13 protein-coding genes are annotated in these 17,453 nt (G+C 72.8%); 12 read left to right on the top strand and 1 reads right to left on the bottom strand.

Going from position 1 to position 17,453, the window contains the following annotated elements; translation table 11 throughout:
- Positions 1-14: 14 nt before the first annotated feature.
- The 3 genes from QFZ76_RS45220 to QFZ76_RS45210 are packed head-to-tail and all read left to right on the top strand — an operon-like array spanning position 15 to position 3,133.
- The gene (locus QFZ76_RS45220; protein WP_307679150.1) at positions 15-1,034 is read left to right on the top strand and encodes a carbohydrate ABC transporter permease; all 1,020 of its coding nucleotides are present in this window, start codon (positions 15-17) and stop codon (positions 1,032-1,034) included.
- A complete protein-coding gene (locus QFZ76_RS45215) occupies positions 1,031-1,915 on the top strand; it encodes a carbohydrate ABC transporter permease (RefSeq protein ID WP_307679149.1) in 885 nt (294 codons plus the stop codon). Before QFZ76_RS45220 ends, QFZ76_RS45215 begins: the two co-directional genes overlap by 4 nt.
- A gap of 3 nt (positions 1,916-1,918) precedes the next feature.
- Positions 1,919-3,133, top strand: a complete 1,215-nt coding sequence (locus QFZ76_RS45210) for an ROK family transcriptional regulator (RefSeq protein ID WP_307679148.1) — start codon at positions 1,919-1,921, stop codon at positions 3,131-3,133.
- Between the two features lie 24 nt (positions 3,134-3,157).
- Here the strand turns inward: QFZ76_RS45210 and QFZ76_RS45205 are convergent, their stop codons facing one another.
- On the bottom strand, positions 3,158-4,696 hold the full coding sequence (locus tag QFZ76_RS45205) for an MFS transporter (RefSeq protein WP_307679147.1): 1,539 nt from the start codon (positions 4,694-4,696) through the stop codon (positions 3,158-3,160).
- Positions 4,697-4,919: 223 nt separating this feature from the next.
- Here QFZ76_RS45205 and QFZ76_RS45200 point away from each other — a divergent pair, with 223 nt between their 5' ends.
- The 9 genes from QFZ76_RS45200 (at position 4,920) to QFZ76_RS45160 (ending at position 17,434) form a co-directional block, all read left to right on the top strand.
- Entirely contained in the window at positions 4,920-5,699 is a 780-nt protein-coding gene (locus tag QFZ76_RS45200; protein ID WP_373464457.1) for a carbonic anhydrase, read from the top strand.
- 209 nt (positions 5,700-5,908) lie between these two features.
- Positions 5,909-6,835 carry a GNAT family N-acetyltransferase gene (locus QFZ76_RS45195; protein WP_307679146.1) on the top strand — a complete coding sequence of 309 codons (927 nt, stop codon included), beginning with the start codon at positions 5,909-5,911 and terminating at the stop codon, positions 6,833-6,835.
- A gap of 152 nt (positions 6,836-6,987) precedes the next feature.
- Positions 6,988-7,473, top strand: coding sequence for a hypothetical protein (locus tag QFZ76_RS45190; RefSeq protein WP_307679145.1), 486 nt, complete (start codon positions 6,988-6,990; stop codon positions 7,471-7,473).
- A 115-nt stretch (positions 7,474-7,588) separates the two neighbouring features.
- Positions 7,589-8,302, top strand: a complete 714-nt coding sequence (locus tag QFZ76_RS45185) for a class F sortase (RefSeq protein WP_307679144.1) — start codon at positions 7,589-7,591, stop codon at positions 8,300-8,302.
- Between the two features lie 144 nt (positions 8,303-8,446).
- Positions 8,447-8,896, top strand: a complete 450-nt coding sequence (locus QFZ76_RS45180) for a hypothetical protein (RefSeq protein WP_307679143.1) — start codon at positions 8,447-8,449, stop codon at positions 8,894-8,896.
- 146 nt (positions 8,897-9,042) lie between these two features.
- The gene (locus tag QFZ76_RS45175) at positions 9,043-10,614 is read left to right on the top strand and encodes an acyl-CoA carboxylase subunit beta (protein ID WP_307680316.1); all 1,572 of its coding nucleotides are present in this window, start codon (positions 9,043-9,045) and stop codon (positions 10,612-10,614) included.
- Between the two features lie 83 nt (positions 10,615-10,697).
- Complete coding sequence (locus QFZ76_RS45170) at positions 10,698-12,458, top strand: fatty acyl-AMP ligase (RefSeq protein ID WP_307679142.1); 1,761 nt, start codon at positions 10,698-10,700, stop codon at positions 12,456-12,458.
- Positions 12,455-16,468, top strand: coding sequence for an acyltransferase domain-containing protein (locus QFZ76_RS45165; protein WP_307679141.1), 4,014 nt, complete (start codon positions 12,455-12,457; stop codon positions 16,466-16,468). Before QFZ76_RS45170 ends, QFZ76_RS45165 begins: the two co-directional genes overlap by 4 nt.
- A 21-nt stretch (positions 16,469-16,489) precedes the next feature.
- Positions 16,490-17,434: an alpha/beta hydrolase family protein gene (locus QFZ76_RS45160; protein ID WP_307679140.1), complete on the top strand. Its 945-nt coding sequence runs from the start codon at positions 16,490-16,492 to the stop codon at positions 17,432-17,434.
- The last annotated feature ends 19 nt before the right edge of the window (positions 17,435-17,453 follow it).

Raw genomic sequence — 17,453 nt, 5'->3', positions numbered from 1 at the left:
ACGAAGGGCTCCTCATGACCACAGCCCCCGCCGGCGCACCGCAGCGCCGGGAAGCCGGCCCCCAGCCCACCGGTCCGCCCCCGTCCCGGGCCCGCCGCCCGATGACCGCCGAACGTCGCGCCAACCGGGCGGGCCTCGCCTTCGTCTCCCCCACCTTCCTCGTGGTCTTCGTGGTGGTCGTCCTGCCCATCCTGTGGACGGTGCTGCTGGCGTTCCAGGACGCCAGACTCGTCGACATCCAGGGCATGGGACTGTTCGGCAACTGGTCCCTCGACAACTTCGCCCAGGTCTTCGACTCCGCCGGCTTCTGGTCCAGCCTGACCACCACGCTGCTGTACACCGCCGGTGCCACGCTGGGCTCCGTCGCCCTCGGTCTGGTCGCCGCGCTCGCCCTGCGCAGGCCCTTCCGCGGCCGCGGGCTGCTGCGCGCGGCGATGCTGCTGCCGTACGTCGCCCCCGTCGTCGCCGTGGCCTTCACCTGGCAGGTCGCCCTGAGCCCGCAGTACGGCGTGGTCAACGACTGGGGGCGGCGCCTGTTCGGCTGGGACGACCCGATCGCCTTCCTGTCCGCGCGCAGCTACGAAGTCCACCTGGTCGGCGTGCACTTCGACATCCCGCTGGCCCTGCTGACCGTCATCGCCTTCGAGTGCTGGCGCTACTTCCCGTTCGCCTTCCTGTTCCTCCTGGCCCGGCTCCAGGCCGTGCCGGACGGACTGGAGGAGGCCGCCCTGGTCGACGGGGCGACCGTCTCGCAGCGGTTCCGTCACATCCTGCTGCCCCAACTGATGCCGGTCATCGCCCTGTTGTGCGTGCTGCGGTTCATCATGACGTTCAACAAGTTCGACGACGTCTACCTGCTCACGGGAGGCGGGGCGGGCACCGACGTGGCCGCCGTCCGCGTCTACGACTTCCTCACCGCCCGCTACGACGTCGGCGCGGCCGCCGCCCAGTCACTCGTCCTGGCCGTCTCGCTGGTCATCCTGCTGGGCCTCTACTTCAGGTTCTTCGGCGCCAGGGTCCAGGAGGAGTCGTGACCAGAAAGGCCGCCCTGACCAGGGCCCGCTTCGAGGAACAACTCTTCGGCGTGCTCCGCCGGCTGGTCATCGCGTTCCTCGCCGTAATCACCCTGCTGCCCTTCTTCTCCATGTTGCTGCTGTCCGTGAAGCCCATCGACGCGCTCCTGCTCGACCCGGGCTCGTTGTGGGTGTCGGCCGGGGACTTCACCCTGTCCACCTACCGCGACGTCCTGCGGTCCACCGACGACGGCGGCCAGGGCTTCCTGCGGTTCCTGCTCAACTCCGCGCTGGTGTCCCTCGGCACGGTCGCCCTGACCCTGCTGGCGGCCGTGCCGGGCGCCTACGCCGTCAGCCGGCTGACGTTCTTCGGCCACCGCCAGGTCAGTGCGCTGTTCCTGGCCGTGTACCTGTTCCCGGCGACCCTGCTCGCCGTCCCGCTGTTCGTCATCTTCGCCAGGCTCGGGCTGTCCTCCAGCCTGATCGGGCTGGCCGTGGTCTACGTCGCGCAGACCGTACCGGTGTCGGTGTACATGCTGAAGAACTACCTCGTCACCATCCCCCGCTCCGTCGAGGAGGCGGCGGCGCTCGACGGCTGCAGCCGGCTGCAGACCGTCCGCAAGGTGATCCTGCCGCTCGCGCTGCCGTCCTTGATGGCGACCGGCCTGTACGTGTTCATGATCGCCTGGAACGAGTTTCTCTTCGCGCTGCTCTTCCTGGCCGCCGACCCCGACAAGTGGACCGTCTCCCTGGGCCTGGCGCAGCTGTCCGGCGGCATCGAAGTGCCCAAGACCGTCCTGATGGCGGGCTCCGTGGTGCTGACGATCCCCGTGGTACTCCTGTTCTTCGCCGCCGAACGCCTGCTCACCGAGGGCCTGACCAGCGGCGCGGACAAGAGCTGAGCGATGGGGGCACTCATGACGACGCCGAGCCAGGTCAGCGCGGGGGACGTGCTCCAGCTGATCCGCGACGGTCGCGCCAACACCCGCGCCGACCTGCAACGCGCCACGGGGCTGTCCCGGTCGACCATCGGACAGCGCCTGGACCTCCTCAACCGGGCCGGCTGGCTGCGCCACACCAGCGGCGCCTCGACCGGCGGCCGGCCCTCCCACCGGATCGTCTTCGACCCCTCGCACGCCTCGGTCATCGCCGTCGACCTCGAAACCCGGCACGCGCGCGCCGCGGTCCTCGATCTCGCGGGCACCCTCCTCGCCGAGCACACCGGCCCGCTGCCCATCACCGACGGCCCGGACGAGGTGCTGGACCGGCTCGCCCGCTGGTTCCCCGACCTGATCGCCGCGGCCGGCATCGACGCCGCCCACGTCTGCGGCATCGGGCTGTCCGTGCCGGGCCCCGTCGACTGGGAGACGGGACGGGTCGTCGAACCGCCGATCATGCCCGGCTGGGACCGGTACCCCGTCCGGGAACGCCTGCAGAAGGCGTACGCCGATCATGTGGGGGCCGGTGCGCAGGGCGGCCCCGTCCCCGTCTTCGTGGACAACGACGCGAACCTCATGGCGCTGGCCGAGCACCAGGCAGGCCACCGCGACTGCTCGGCGTTCGTCCTGGTGAAGGTGTCCACCGGCATCGGCGCCGGTGTCGTCGTGGGCGGCAAGCTCTACCGCGGTATCGACGGCGGCTCCGGCGACATCGGCCACATCCGGCTGCACGACCGGCCCGACGCGTTGTGCATGTGCGGTTCGCACGGCTGTCTGGCCGCCGTGGCCAGCGGCCGGGCCCTGGCCAGACAGCTGTCCGACCTGGGCGTGGCCACCGCGTCGGGCTCCGACGTACGCCGGCTGCTCGCGGAAGGCCACCCCGACGCCATCCGGCTGGCCCGGGAGGCCGGGCGCCGCGCGGGCGAGGTCCTGGTCACCGTGGTCACCCTCCTCAATCCGGGGGTCCTGATGCTCGCCGGGGACCTGTCCGGCGCCCCTTTCATGACCGGTGTCCGCGAACTGCTCTACCAGCGCGCGATTCCCCGTACGACCGCCAACCTCCAGGTCGTCACCTCACGGCTCGGAGAGCACGCCGGTGTGATCGGGGCCGGGGCGATGGTGGTCGAGTTCCTGTACTCGTCCGCCCGGGCCGACGCGCGCCTCCACCGCGTCGCGCACTGACCGGCACCTGCGCCCATCCCCTCGTCAGCGGACGCCGCTGTGTTCTCGTGCCACCCGGTACAGGTCCGTGGAGGTACTGATCAGTTCCCGCTGCTCCTCCCGCGAACCCACCATGGGCCGCGAGCCGTTGAGCGGGACCTGCGCGCTCTCCGGCAGGAACCTCACCGTGACCAGGCCGATGACGCCGGCCAGCATCAGGTAGTACGCGGGCATCATGTCGTTGCCGGTGAGGCCGACCAGCGCCTCGGTGACCAGCGGGGTGGTGCCGCCGAAGGCTGCGACGGCGAAGTTGAAGCCGATGCCCATGGCCGCGTAGCGGACGGCGGTCGGGAACAGGGCGGGCAGGGTGGCGGCGCTCGGAGCGGCGAAGCAGGCCAGCAGGGTGGAGAGGACCAGTACGCCGAGGATCGGTGGCCAGGTTCCGTCCGCCTTGATGAGGAGGAAGGACGGCACGGCGAGGACGGTCATCGCGGCGGCGGCGACAGCGTAGACGGGCCGCCGGCCGACGCGGTCGCTGAGCCGGCCGATGAAGGTGATCAGCAGCATGATCCACACCATGCCGATCAGCACCAGGGCGTCCGCGGAGCCGCTGGAGCGGTTCAGCGTCTGAGTCTGATAGGTGGGCAGGAAGCCGGTGACCATGTAGTTGGTCACGTTGTAGAGCAGCACGAGGCCCATGCAGACCAGCAGCGGCCGCCAGTGGGTCTTCACGATGACGCGCAGCTCGCTGCCCGCCGACTCCTGGGCGAGGCCCTTCTCGTGTTCGTCCAACTGCTGCTGGAACGCCGGGGACTCCTCCAGCTTGAGCCGCATGTAGAGGCCGATGACGCCGAGCGGCCCGGCGATCAGGAACGGCACGCGCCAGCCCCACGAGAGCATCTCGGCATCGGTGAGCAGCAGGTTCAGCACGGTGACCAGGGCGGAGCCGAGGGCGTAGCCGGTGAAGGTGCCGAAGTCGAGCCAGCTGGACAGGAAGCCGCGCCGGCGGTCCGGGGAGTACTCGGCGACGAAGGTCGTGGCGCCGCCGTACTCACCGCCCGTGGAGAAGCCCTGGACCATGCGGGCGAGCAGCAGGAGGGCCGGGGCCGCGATGCCGATGGTGCCGTAATCGGGGATCAGGCCGATGGCGAAGGTGCCGGCCGCCATCATGATCATGGTGGTCGCGAGCACCTTCTGCCTGCCGATACGGTCACCCAGCGGGCCGAAGACCAGGCCGCCGAGGGGCCGGACGACGAACGCCGCGGCGAAGGTCGCGAAGGACGAGATCAGCTGGGCGCCCGGCGAGGCGCCCGGGAAGAACACCTTCCCGAGGGTGGCGGCGAGGTAGCTGTAGACGCCGAAGTCGAACCACTCCATGCAGTTGCCGAGCGCCGAGGCACCGACCGCGCGCCTCAGCAGCGGACGTTCGACGACCTGGACGTCCTCCTCGCGGAAGGCACGCCTGTTCCGGCGGAGCCTTCGGGTCAGTTCCTCCCTGACCTGCCGTGGCAGGCTCGTGACGGATTTCGGGCTGTTTCCCCTGCTCGGCGGATTGGACTGCCCCTCGGGCCCTGCCTTGACCACGCTGCCGCCTTTCTCCCGACATCGTCTGCATCGCGCCGATCGTCCGGCACACGTCACAGCTGCTGCCCGACTTCGCGCGTGGCACACGGACACACCGTCAAGGTCAAGGAAAGCGCTGGCCAATCCCAAGGGGAGGCCATGATCCGCTGATGACTTTCCCGTATCCGGCCATGGTTGGGTAACGAGAAGGATCAACCCCGGACTCGGACATACGTTCCTGTCCGTGAACTCTGAAGACACCCCCCTCAGACCCTCGGGTCTCCAGCCGGCCGCCGCCACCCGCACCCGCTTCGGCGCGGCCCGTCCCGCCCGCCGTGGCTTCCTGCGCGCCGGTCTGACCGGCGCCGCGGTCCTCGGCACCGGCGTCACCCTGGGCGCGGTCCCCGCCTCCGCCGCGAGCCGTGGCACGAGCCGCCGGCCCAGCACCCCCGAAGAGGCCCTTCGGGAGCTGACCGCGGGAAACGTGCGCTGGCGCACGTACCGGGAGAAGCACCCGGACGAAACACCCAGCGTCCGGCAGAGCCTGACGTCGGGCCAGCACCCCTTCGCCGTCGTTCTCGGGTGCGTCGACTCCCGGGTACCGCCGGAGCTCGTCTTCGACCAGGGTCTCGGTGACCTGCTCACCGTGCGCACCGCCGGGGAAGTCCTGGACGAAGCCGTGCTCGGCAGCGTCGCGTACGGCGTCCTCGAACTCAAGATCCCGCTGGTCCTGGTGCTCGGCCACCAGTCGTGCGGTGCCGTGCGCGCCGCCGTCGAGGCGGACACCTCCGGCGAGGGGCTGCCTGCCCACATCCAGTATCTGGCCGACCAGATAGCACCGAACATCGACCGCACCAAGGAAGGCGACGCCCGCGTCGACTCGACCATCGACGCCAACATCCGCGCCGTCCGCGCGCGGCTCGCCGCCGAGCCGGATCTCGCCGCGAAGGTGAGCGCCGGTCAACTGGCCGTCGTCGGCGCCCGCTACGAGCTGTCCGACCAGCACGTCCACCGCCTCGCCTGACCGTCGCACGCCGGCGCGCGGGCCCGCGGCCCGCGTGCCGGACCATGGAGTTCGCGCATGCCCGGACTTCCCGCCGACGCCGTACGAAGGTCCACGCCGCCACCGACCGGCCCGCACGCCCGGCCGAGGATCCGGCCACCAGGTCCGGGCGACGCGTCGCCCGGCGAAAACCCGTTGCGGCGCCCACGCCGCCCCCGGACCCTGACCCCATGTCCTCTCTGCTGCGCCCCGCCTCGCTCGCCGACGCCCCGGTCATCACCGACCTGCTCAACGCGGTCGACCTGATCGAGATCGGCCGGGGCGAGACCGATCTGCACACGGTCGAGGCGGATCTCAAGCATCCGGAAACCGATCTCCAGCGTGACTCCTGGCTGGCCTTCGAAGGGGAGCGGCTGGTCGCGTACGGACTGCTGTGGGACGAGTCGAAGGGCGAACGCATCGACGCCGACCACTATGTGCTGCCCGATCACCAGCCCGCCGGGGAGCGGATCCTGGACGCGATGGAGGCCAGGGCGCTGGACAAGGCGCGTGCGAACGGTGCCGAGCGGGCCGTGGTGCATCTGCATCTCAACGTGGCGCCCACGCTGGACACGGAACTGCTCCGCGCACGGGGCTGGACGGTCGTACGGCGGTATCACGTGCTGCGGCGGGCCCTGCGGCCTGCCGAGGACCTGCCGCCCACGCCGCCCGCCGGGGTGCTGGTGCGCTCCTGCGAGCCCGAGGCGGACCGGGTGCGGGTCCACCAGCTCTACCAGGCCGGGTTCGCCGAGCACTTCGACTTCCAGCCGCGCGCGTACGGCCAGTGGCTGCACGACATCGACGCCGACCGGCTCGACTGGTCCCTGGTGTGGATCGTCAGCGCCGAGGACCTCGGGGACGTGGGGTTCCTGATCGCCCGTGACGACCGCGAGGCCATGGGGTGGATCCGCAGTATCGGCGTGTTGCGCGAGGCGCGGGGGCGGGGGCTGGGCGGGTTCCTGCTGCGGCACGCGTTCGCCGCGTTCGCCGCGCGGGGACGGGACGCGGTGGGGCTCGGCGTGGACACCGCCAACGCCACCGGGGCGCCCGAGTTGTACGCGCGCAACGGGATGAGCGTCCACTACGCCGTCGACACCTGGGAAGCGGTCCTGAAGTGAGGCCGAGCCCACGTCTGCGCCACCACCGTTCGCCCGAGTGAGCCTCTGGAGTGGTGGGATCCCGAAGGCTGACTGACGGTGGATCACGTCGAGGCCGGGTTACGTCAGCTGACGAAGTGGCAGCTGTCCCGGCCGAGGCGGAAGGAATGCAGATGCGCTCTACACGTATGCTCCTCGCCGCGGCGGCGGCCGCGGCCGTCGTCGGGATCGCCGCACCGGGCGCCCAGGCGGCCGACGGTGACTGGGGCCACGAGAAGTCCTCCTCGGACAGCCACGAGAGCTCGTCCTACAGCAAGGAGCACGACAAGGACGGCAAGCACGACAAGCCGCACGGCGGGATGCACACCGGAGGCGGCGCGCTGACCGTCGCGGACGACGAGGAGTGGGGCACCGCGAAGGACCCCAAGCACGACCCGGAGACCTACAAGGACTCGTCCGACAGCGGTTACTCGAAGGGGGACCACGGCAAGGGTGACTACGGCAAGGGTGACCACGACAAGCCCCGTGGCGGGATGCACACCGGAGGCGGCGCGCTTGCCTCGCCGGGTGTGACCGCCGGCGGGCTGGCCGCCCTGGCGGTCGCCGGCACCGGTCTGTACGCGGCGCGCCGCAACAGGTCGGCCGGAAACGTGGCCTGATCCATGCCGGACGCGATAGCGGCCGAGGCCGCCACTCGTGCGCCGGGTGGCGGCCCGGCCGGCGTTCCCTGTCCCCCGTACCCCGCGCTGCCGTGCCCGAGTGAGGTGGTGTCCGATGGCAGCTCCTTCTTCCTCCCCCGACAACACCGACCCGGCACCCGGCGCCGACCCGGCACCGGCCGGGCAGCAGTCCCGGTCGAGCTGGCTGGTGCTGTGTGCCGTGGCCCTTCTGGCCCTGGCCCTGACCATGATCGGCAACCGTGACACGCCGGACGACTCAGCACCCCCGCCCCGTGTCGCGCAGCCGCGTGCCGCGCAGCCGGGAGCGTCGGCCCAGCCGGCCGAAGAGCCGGCCGAAGAGCCGGCGGGAAAGCGGCTGCCGCGGGCGACACCGCTGCGCCTGATCATCCCGGAGATCTCCGTCGACGCCCCCTTCACCACCCTCGCCATCGGTCCCAACGGGCAGCTCGAACCGCCGCCCGCCGACGACGTCAACCTGGTCGGCTGGCACGCCAAGGGGGCCTCTCCCGGCGAGCCGGGTACGGCGATCATCGCCGGGCACGTCGACACGGCGACGTCTCCCGCAGTCTTCGCCGACCTCCGTGAACTGGACGAGGGGGACACCTTCCGGGTCACGCGGGCGGACCGGCGTACGGCGACCTTCGTGGTCGACAGTGTGGAGACCTTCCACAAGAAGAACTTCCCCGACCGGCGGGTGTACGCCGACACCCCACGGGCCCAGGTCCGGCTCATCACCTGTGCGGGCGACTACGACCGCAAGGTCAAGGACTACATGGAGAACCTGGTCGTCTTCGCCCACCTGGCCTGACCGCCGGCACGGCGCCTCGCCACCCCGACATGTGTCAGGTACCCCGCGGCGTTCCCGCCTCCTAGGGTCCGAGACGAGTCGCGGACGGGGGAAGCCGGTCGGCGACCGCACGTCAGGACATCGCCGACCCAGGGAAGAGGGCTCATGAGCCGTCGATCGTTCACCACTCTGCTGGCCACCGGAGGGGCCGCCGCGGTGCTGGCGCTCACTCCGGTCTCCGCCCAGGCCGCGCCCTTCCAGGGCGGGAACTACGGGGCCTACGGGATGGAGGGTCAGTACCCCACCATCTCCAGCTGCTCGGGCACCTTCGGGCAGGTCGGGGCCACCCGGTACGCCGAGGGGATGGCGCTGAAGTACTTCTACTCGAGCAAGTGCGGGTCCTTCGCGCGGATCGAGAACTCCCGGGCCAACTGCGCCGCCGTTCTCGAACGGTCCGACTCCGGTGCCGGACGGGCCGACGGGTGGGTCTCGGAGACCGTCGACTCGGGCATCACCTACGCCTGCACGAAGATCGGCAACAACCTCAACGGCCGGGTCTCGCGCGCCCTGCTCGCCTGCGACGGCCACGTCCTGGCCCAGACGGGCTGGTACTGACGCCGGACACGGGCCGGTTGTCACAGCCGGACTAACCGGCGTCCCTGCGCACTCACCTCAGGCAAACGCACCGCCGATCCGCCCGGGCCGCCTCCTGGTCGCTGCCATATTCGAAGGCGACTTCGGAGGTGGCTGTGACGACAGAGGTGACGACAACACCCGAGGCGGCCGAGACGGCCGAAACGCCGTGTTCACCCGACCGCACCGTCGACCGTGTCGCCGAACTGGAACGCCGCCGAGCGGCGGCGCTGGCGCCGGGCGGGCCGAGAAGACGCGGGGAGTTCGGGGCCCGGGAACGGATCGAGCGGCTGCTGGACCCGGGGTCCTTCACCGAGACGGGGCAGTTCGTCCGGGCCCGGTGCGCCGAGGGCGGGGGACGCCGGCCGTACGGTGACGGGGTCGTCACCGGGCACGGCACGGTCGACGGCCGTCCGGTGTGTGTGTTCGCCCAGGACTCCACCGTCTTCGGCGGCAGCATGGGCGAGGCCTTCGGGGAGAAGACCGTCGCCCTGATGGACCTCGCCCTCAAGACCGGCTGTCCGGTCGTCGGGCTCAACGACTCCGGCGGCGCCCGCATCCAGGAGGGCGTCGCCTCCCTCGCTCTCTACGCCGAGCTGGTGCGCCGCAACGTGCAGGCGTCCGGGGTGATCCCGCAGATCTCCGTCGTGCTCGGGCCGTGCGCGGGCGGGGCGGCGTACTCACCGGCCATCACCGACTTCACGGTGATGGTGGACGGCGCCTCGCACATGTTCGTCACCGGGCCCGACGTCATCGAGGCCGTGACCGGCGAGCGCACCACCGCCGAGGACCTGGGCGGCGCACGGGCCAGCAACGCCGTCAACGGAAACGCGCACTTCCTCGCCGCCGACGAGGGCGACGCCCTGGAGACCGTACGGGAACTGCTGTCGTATCTGCCCGCGAACAATCTCGAACGGCCGCCGGACTACGCCCCGGGCTGCGCGCCCGCCGCGGACTGGCTCGACGAGATCGTCCCCGACCGGCTCGCGCAGGTCTACGACATGCGCGACATCCTGCGGGCGGTCGTCGACGACGGTGAACTCCTCGACGTGCAGGAGCTGTTCGCGCCGAACATCATCTGTGCCCTGGCCCGGGTCGAGGGCCGTTCGGTCGGCATCGTCGCCAACCAGCCGCTGCATTCGGCCGGGGTGCTCGACATCGACGCCTCCGAGAAGGCCGCGCGGTTCGTGCGGTTCTGCGACGCCTTCGGCATCCCGCTGCTCACCTTCGCCGACGTGCCGGGCTATCTGTCCGGCGTGCGGCAGGAGCGGGGCGGGATCATCCGGCGGGGCGCCAAACTGTTGTACGCCTACGCCGAGGCGACCGTCCCCAAGGTGACCGTGGTGGTGCGCAAGGCCTACGGCGGCGGGTACGCGGTGATGGGCTCCAAGCATCTGGGCGCCGACGTCAACCTCGCCTGGCCCACCGCCCGGATCGCCGTCATGGGCGCCGAGGGCGCGGTCGGGGTCCTGCACCGGCGTGAACTCGCCGCCGCCGCCGATCCCGAGGCGCTGCGCGCCCGTCTCGTGGCCGCGTACGAGAGCACGTACGGCACCCCTTATCTCGCCGCCGAACGCGGATACGTCGACGCCGTCATCGCCCCGCGCGAGACCCGCGCCCACGTCTGCCGCGCCCTGCGCGCGCTGAAGGACAAGCGGGCGCCGATGCCGCAGCGGAGGCACGGCAACATCCCGCTCTGAGCCCTCATCAGCCTCCCCGTTCCGTTCGACCGTGCAACGCCTCCGCCCCGCAAGACGTTTCCGCGACGTGAGGAGCCACCCCCTTGAAGGACAGCCGCCCCCCGCTCACGCCCGCGTGCCGGACCCTGCCGGAATACGTCCGGCACTGGGCCGAAGTCGCCCCCGACCGCCGGGCGTTCACTTTCGTCGACCACCCCGCCCCGCACTCGCGCGGCGTACACCGCACCCTGACCTGGCGGCGCCTGGACCTGCGGGTACGGGCGCTCGCCGCCCGGCTCTCCGAGGAGGCCGAACCGGGAGCCCGGGTCGCGCTGCTGTGCCCGCAGGGCGTCGAGTACGTCACCGCCTTCCTGGCAGCGCTGACGGCCGGGATGGTGGCCGTACCCCTGTACCCGCCCGGTCTGCCGGGACATGCCGACCGGCTCGCGGGGGTTCTGGCCGACGCGTCTTGCGCGGTCGTGGTGACCACCGGTCGCGAGCTGGAGTCCGTACGGGAGTTCTGCGCGGGCGACTCCGTGCGCGTCGTCACCGCCGACCAGGTCGCCGACGCCGCCGCCCAGCACTGGCGGCCGGTCGCCGTGGACGAGGGGGAGGTCGCCTATCTGCAGTACACCTCCGGGTCGACGCGGGCGCCCGCGGGCGTGGAGATCACCCACGGCAATGTCGTCGCCAACGCGCGGCAGGCGCTGACCGCCTACGGCGCCGACGCGCATCCGGTGACCTGCGTCGGCTGGCTGCCGCTGTACCACGACATGGGGCTGGTGCTGAGTGTGGCCGCTCCCGTCGTGCGGGGGCTGCTGTCGGTGCTCATGGATCCGACGGCGTTCCTGCACCAGCCGGTGCGCTGGCTGCGGCTGCTGGCCGCGCATCCGCGGGCGCTCACCGCCGCGCCCAACTTCGCCTACGACTACTGCGCCTCCGCCGTCACGGCCGAGCAGAAGGCGGATCTGCGGCTGGACGGTGTCGCCGCGCTGATCAACGGCAGCGAGCCGGTACGCCCCGGTACCGTCGACCGTTTCCACGCCGCCTTCGCGGAGCGTGGGCTGCCGCCGGACTGTCACTGTCCCTCTTACGGGCTGGCCGAGGCGACGGTCTTCGTCAGTGCCGCCCGGCCCGGTGAGCCCTTGCGCCGGTTCGCTCTCGACCGGGACGCCCTCGCCGCCGGCAAGGCCCTGCCCGCCCGGCCCGACGATCCCCGGGCCGTGCTGCTGGCCGGCTGCGGTACGCCGGCCGGGCAGCGGGTGCGGATCACCGACCCCGCGACGGCTGTCGTCCTGTCCGAGGGCGAGGTGGGCGAGATCCGGGTGCAGGGGCCCAACGTCGGGCGCGGTTACCGGAACCGGGACGCGGAGAGCCGGGACGTCTTCGGCGGTGAGGTGGCCGATCCGGACGCCGGTGGCCGCTGGTTGCGGACCGGCGATCTGGGGACCGTGCTGGACGGGCAGTTGGTGGTCACCGGGCGGCTCAAGGACCTCATCGTCGTCGACGGGCGCAACCACTACCCGCAGGACGTCGAGGCCACCGCCCAGGAGGCGCACCCCGCGGTGCGCCGCGACCGGCTCGCCGCGTTCTCGGTGCCCGGTTCGGGGGGTGAGCGGGTCGTGGTCGTGGCCGAGCACGCGCGCAGCACGCGCCTCGACGCGATCGACGTACCCGAGTTGGTCCGTGCGGTGCGCGCGGCGGTGTCCTCACGGCACGGGCTGCGGCCGGCGGACGTGGTGCTGGTGGCTCCGGGGACCGTGCCGCGCACGTCGAGCGGCAAGGTGTCGCGGGCGCTCACCCGGGCGCGCTATCTGGAGGGCGCCTACGGGCGGCCCGTCGGGGTGTCCGGAGGCGTGGGATGACGGGCGTCGACGCGGCGGCGCTGCGTCGGCTGATCGCCGAGCGGGCGGCCGCCTGGAACGACATGGCTGCCGAGAACGTCCCGATGGACCGGCCGCTCGCGGACCTCGGCATGTCCTCGCGGGACGCGGTCGTCCTGGCCGGGGAACTCTCGCACCTGCTCGGTCGCGAACTGCCCTCCACGCTGCTGTGGGAGACGCCGACGGGTGAGGCGCTGGTGGCCCGGCTGTGCCGCGGCGCGGAGGAGGTCGTCTCCCTTCCGGTGCCTGTCGCCACGGCGCCCGGTGAGCCGGTCGCCGTCATCGGGGTCGGCTGCCGGCTGCCCGGCGGGGTGCACGGGCCGGCCGACTACTGGCGGCTGCTGTGCGAGGACGTCGACGCGATCCGGCGGGTGCCCGAGGACCGGTGGCGCGACTTCACGGCGTTTCCGCCCGCCGACGCACCCTCGTACGGCGGCTATCTCGACGACGTCGCCGGGTTCGACGCGGACTTCTTCCATGTCACCCCGCGCGAGGCGGCGGTGATGGACCCGCAGCAGCGGATCCTGCTGGAGGTCGTCCACGAGGCGCTCGACCATGCCGCCGTCCCGGCCGCGTCCCTGGCGGGTACCGCGACCGGTGTCTTCGTCGGCATCTCCGCGCCGGAGTACGGGCAGCTCACCGGGGCCGACCCGGACGCCGTCGATCCGTGGGCACCGGCCGGTGCTGCCTTGAGTGTCGCCGCGGGGCGGCTGGCGTACGTCCTGGACACCCATGGGCCGAGCGTGGCCGTGGACACGGCCTGTTCGTCCTCGCTGGTCGCCGTGCACCAGGCCTGCGTCAGCCTGCGGACCGGCGAGAGCGACACGGCGATCGCCGCCGGGGTCAACCTGCTGCTCTCCCCCACCGTCGGTGTCGCCTTCGGGCGGGCGGGGGCGCTGGCGCCGGACGGGCGGTGCAAGCCGTTCTCGGCGGCGGCCGACGGGATCGGCCGGGGCGAGGGGTGCGCGGCCGTGCTGTTGAAGCGGCTGTCCGACGCCGAGCGGGACGGCGACCGGGTGCTGGCGGTCGTCCGTGCCACCGCCGTCAACTCCGACGGCCGGTCCGGCGGCCTGATGGCGCCCAACCCCGCCGCGCAGCAGGCCGTGCTCAGGAGCGCGTACGCCCGGGCCGGGCTCGATCCGGCGGGTGTCGACTACGTCGAGGCGCACGGGACCGGCACTCCGCTCGGCGACCCGATCGAGGCGGGCGCCCTCGATGCCGTGCTCGGCGCCGGCCGCGACCCCGACCAGCCGCTGCTGCTGGGCTCCGTCAAGGGCAACCTCGGCCACCTGGAGTCCGCCGCGGGCATCGCCGGCCTGGTCAAGACGGTCCTCGCCCTCCACCACGACCGCATCCCGTCCTCCCTGCACTGCGCGGACGGCGGCGCCCTGGGCGACGCCCGCCTGCGGGTGGTGACCGAGCCCGAACCGTGGCCCCGCTACGGCGGCACCGCCACCGCCGGGGTCTCCGGCTTCGGGTTCAGCGGCACCAACGCCCATGCCGTACTGGAGGAATGGCGGCCGGGAGGCCTGGTGGCCGACGCGGGGGCGGAACCCGCCGCCCGCCTGTACCCGCTCGCCGACGTCGACACCGAACGCGTCCGCGACACCGCGGCCCGGCTCGCCGACTGGCTCCGCACGGGCGAGGGCAGCACCGCGCGCCTCGCCGACGTGGCACGCACCCTCGCCGGGCGCACCGGTCGCGGGCCCGTACGGGCCGCCGTCACCGCTCACGACCGGGGCGAACTCGCGGACGCGCTCAGTGCGTTGGCGGCCCGGCGCCCCGACGCGCGGGTCGTCACGGGCGAGCGCGGTCTCCTCGGACCTGGGCCGGTGTGGGTGTTCTCCGGGTACGGCAGCCAGTGGGCCGGCATGGGCCGGCGGCTGCTGGACGAGGAGCCCGCGTTCGCGGCCGCCGTGGAGAAGCTCGATCCGCAGCTGGCCGCGGAGTGCGGTCTGTCCCTGTACGACCGGCTGGCGTCCGGCGACGGCCTGGACCGCCTGGAGGTCGCACAGCCCGTCCTGTTCGGGCTTCAGGTGGCGCTCGCCGAGTTGTGGCGCTCCTACGGTGTCGAACCCGCCGCCGTGATCGGCCACTCCATGGGCGAAGTGGCCGCCGCCGTCTGCGCGGGCGCCCTGGACGTGTCGGACGCGGCCCGCGTGATCGCCGTACGGGCCCGGCTGCTGAGCCGGCTGAGCGGAGGCGCCATGGCGGTCGTGGACCTGGACGACGACGAACTGGACGCTCTCCTGCGCGAGTTGCCCGGCATCCATGTCGCCGTGCACTCCTCGCCGCGTCAGAAGGTCGTCACCGGGGACGAGTCTGAGGTGGCTCGGCTCGTACGCCGACTGGAGCAGGAGGGCCGGGCGGCGCGGGCCATGCGGGTGGTGGGCGCCGGGCATTCGCCGCAGGTGGACGCGCTGTTGCCGGAGCTGACCGAGGCGTTGGCCGGGATCCAGGGGCGGCGGCCGCGCGTGCCCGTGTACTCCACCGTGCTGGACGACCCGCGCGGGGACTGCGAGTTCGACGCGGCGCACTGGGCGGCCAACCTGCGGCGGCCCGTGCGCCTGGACCGGGCGCTCGCGTCGGCGGCCGCCGACGGCCACACCGCCTTCGTGGAGATCTCGCCGCACCCGGTCCTGACGCGGGCCGTCGCCGACACCGTGCCCGAGGCCCTCGCCGTCGGCACCCTGCGCCGCGACGCGGACGGCTCGACCGGGTTCGTGCGGCAGCTCGGCGCCCTGTACGCCGCGGGGCTCGCCCTGCCCCTGCCGCCCGGCCGGGTCATCGACCTGCCCGCACCGCGCTGGCGGCACGAGCGGCACTGGTGGACGGACGGGGCTCGGGACCGCGGGAAGGCGTCTGCGGACGCACCCGTCGCGCCCCCTCGGGCCAGGTCAGCCTCCGTTCGGACCGAACCCACGTCCGTCGTCGCCCGGCTCAGCCACCACGTCGCCGCCGTCACCGGGCACCCCGCGGCCCGGATCACACCGGACGCCGCGTGGGCCGACCTCGGGCTGGACTCGCTGATGGCCGTCCGCATCCGTGCGGCCGTGCAGCGCGAGTTCGGGATCGAGCTGCCGCTGCGCGACCTGCTCGGCACCACCACCGTCGAGGAAGCGGCTGGGCGAATCAGTCGCGTGGTGGGCGAGGGCTCGCCCGTGACGGTGCTGCGGGACGCCGGTTCCGGGCCCCCGCTCTTCCTCGTGCACGCCGCCGGCGGGCCGACCGACGTCTACCGGGCACTGGCCGAACGGCTCGGGGACGACCGGCCGGTGTACGGGCTGGAGCGGGTGGAAGCAGCGCGGACGGTGGCGGAGAAGGCCCACCGGTATGCGGAGGTCATCGCCACCACCCGTCCCGACGGGCCGTGTCTGCTGGGTGGTTGGTCCTTCGGCGGGTTCGTCGCGCAGGAGACCGCCCGGCACCTGGCCGCAGCCGGGCGGGACGTGCAGCTGGTGGTGCTCATCGACTCCGTACGGCCCCTCCCCCAGCCGGGACGCACACCGGCCGACCGGATCCGCGCCCACCTCGAGGGCTTCGCCCGGCACGTCGAGGAGACCTACGGTGCCCGGCTGGAGTTGCCCTACGACGAGCTCGTGGCGACGGCCGACGACGGCGACCGTATCGACGCCGTGCTGCGGGCGCTGCGCGAGGCCGTCGCCGTGCCCGCGGCGGCACTTGAGCACCAGCGGGCCTCCTACCTGGACCTGCGGGTCGGCGAGGCGCACCGGCCGGGCACCTACGACGGCCCGGTGATGCTCTACCGGGCCACCGAGCCCGCGCCGCACACCGTGCGCGACCCGGCGTACGACCGGGACGACGAGGCGCTGGGCTGGGACGAGGTGTGTCCGCGCCTGGAGGTCGTCCCCGTGCGCGGGCACCATCTGTCGCTGCTCGATCCGCCGCACGTCGACGAGATCGCCGTCCATCTGCGGCGGCTGCTCGGCGAGCGTGCGCACGCCGGCGGAGGAGCCCAGCAGAACCACTGAACCGAGAGCCGAGGAGCCGCCATGCCCCACCGCCCCACCGAAGTGCCCCGGCGTACCGTCGCCAAGGCGGCCGCCGTCGCCGGCCTCGCCGTCCTGTTCGGAACCGGAGCCGCCACCGGCCGGGCCCGGGCCGCGACCCGGCTCGGGCCGCGCACCCTGGACGTGTCCGTGAACTCCGCCGCGCTGGGCCGCAGCGCGGCGGTGCGGCTGATCCTGCCGTCGGGATTCGACACGCGGCCGGACCGGACGTACCCCGTGCTGTACCTGCTGCACGGCGCCCACGACGACTACACGTCCTGGACCCGGGAGACCGACATCGAGGCCTTCACCGAGGGCCGGGACCTGATCGTGGCGATGCCGGACGCGGGCCCCACCGGCATCCCCACCGCCTGGCGCGACGGACCCGACTACGAGAGATTCCAGGTCGAGGAGGTGCCCGCGCTGCTGCGCCGCGACTACCGCGCCTCCGGCGTGCGGGCCGTCGCCGGGGTGTCCACCGGCGGGTACGGGGCCATGGCGCACGCCGCCCGGCACCCGGGCGCCTTCACCGCCGCAGCCTCCTACAGCGGCATCCTCGACACCACCGCGCCCGGCGTGCCGGCCATCATGGACGCCATCGTGGCCCGCGAGAACCTGTCGCGGCACTCCCTGTGGGGCAGCCCGATCCTGAACCTGCTCACCTGGCGCGACTTCAACCCGCGCGCCCGCGCGCAGGGGCTGCGCGGCACCTCCCTGTACGTGTCCAACGGCAGCGGGCTGGTCGGCGGGAGCGGTGATCCGCTGCCCGGGGCGCTGGAGAGCGCCCTGTGGCCCTCCGCGCACAGCTTCACGGACACGCTCGCGCGGCTCGGCGTCCCGGCCACCACGCACTTCTACGCGGGAGGGGGGCACAGCTGGGCCTACTGGAAGGGGGAGTTCGCGGCGTCGTGGCCGATGCTCGCCCGTGCGCTGGGGCTGCCCGAGTGATGTCGGAGCCGGCGGGGCA

The sequence above is a fragment of the Streptomyces sp. V4I2 genome (genome assembly GCF_030817655.1).
GTDB classification, from domain to species: domain Bacteria; phylum Actinomycetota; class Actinomycetes; order Streptomycetales; family Streptomycetaceae; genus Streptomyces; species Streptomyces plumbiresistens.
The sequence above is the reverse complement of the archived record's forward strand: the minus strand, read 5'-3'. Positions and strand labels throughout refer to the sequence as shown.

Excerpts from the sequence above, each read along its gene's own strand:
- QFZ76_RS45165 (WP_307679141.1), top strand. The coding sequence starts at position 12,455 with ATGACGGGCGTCGACGCGGCGGCGCTGCGTCGGCTGATCGCCGAGCGG.
- QFZ76_RS45220 (WP_307679150.1), top strand. The coding sequence starts at position 15 with ATGACCACAGCCCCCGCCGGCGCACCGCAGCGCCGGGAAGCCGGCCCC.
- QFZ76_RS45195 (WP_307679146.1), top strand. The coding sequence starts at position 5,909 with ATGTCCTCTCTGCTGCGCCCCGCCTCGCTCGCCGACGCCCCGGTCATC.
- QFZ76_RS45180 (WP_307679143.1), top strand. The coding sequence starts at position 8,447 with ATGAGCCGTCGATCGTTCACCACTCTGCTGGCCACCGGAGGGGCCGCC.
- QFZ76_RS45210 (WP_307679148.1), top strand. The coding sequence starts at position 1,919 with ATGGGGGCACTCATGACGACGCCGAGCCAGGTCAGCGCGGGGGACGTG.
- QFZ76_RS45190 (WP_307679145.1), top strand. The coding sequence starts at position 6,988 with ATGCGCTCTACACGTATGCTCCTCGCCGCGGCGGCGGCCGCGGCCGTC.
- QFZ76_RS45185 (WP_307679144.1), top strand. The coding sequence starts at position 7,589 with ATGGCAGCTCCTTCTTCCTCCCCCGACAACACCGACCCGGCACCCGGC.
- QFZ76_RS45160 (WP_307679140.1), top strand. The coding sequence starts at position 16,490 with ATGCCCCACCGCCCCACCGAAGTGCCCCGGCGTACCGTCGCCAAGGCG.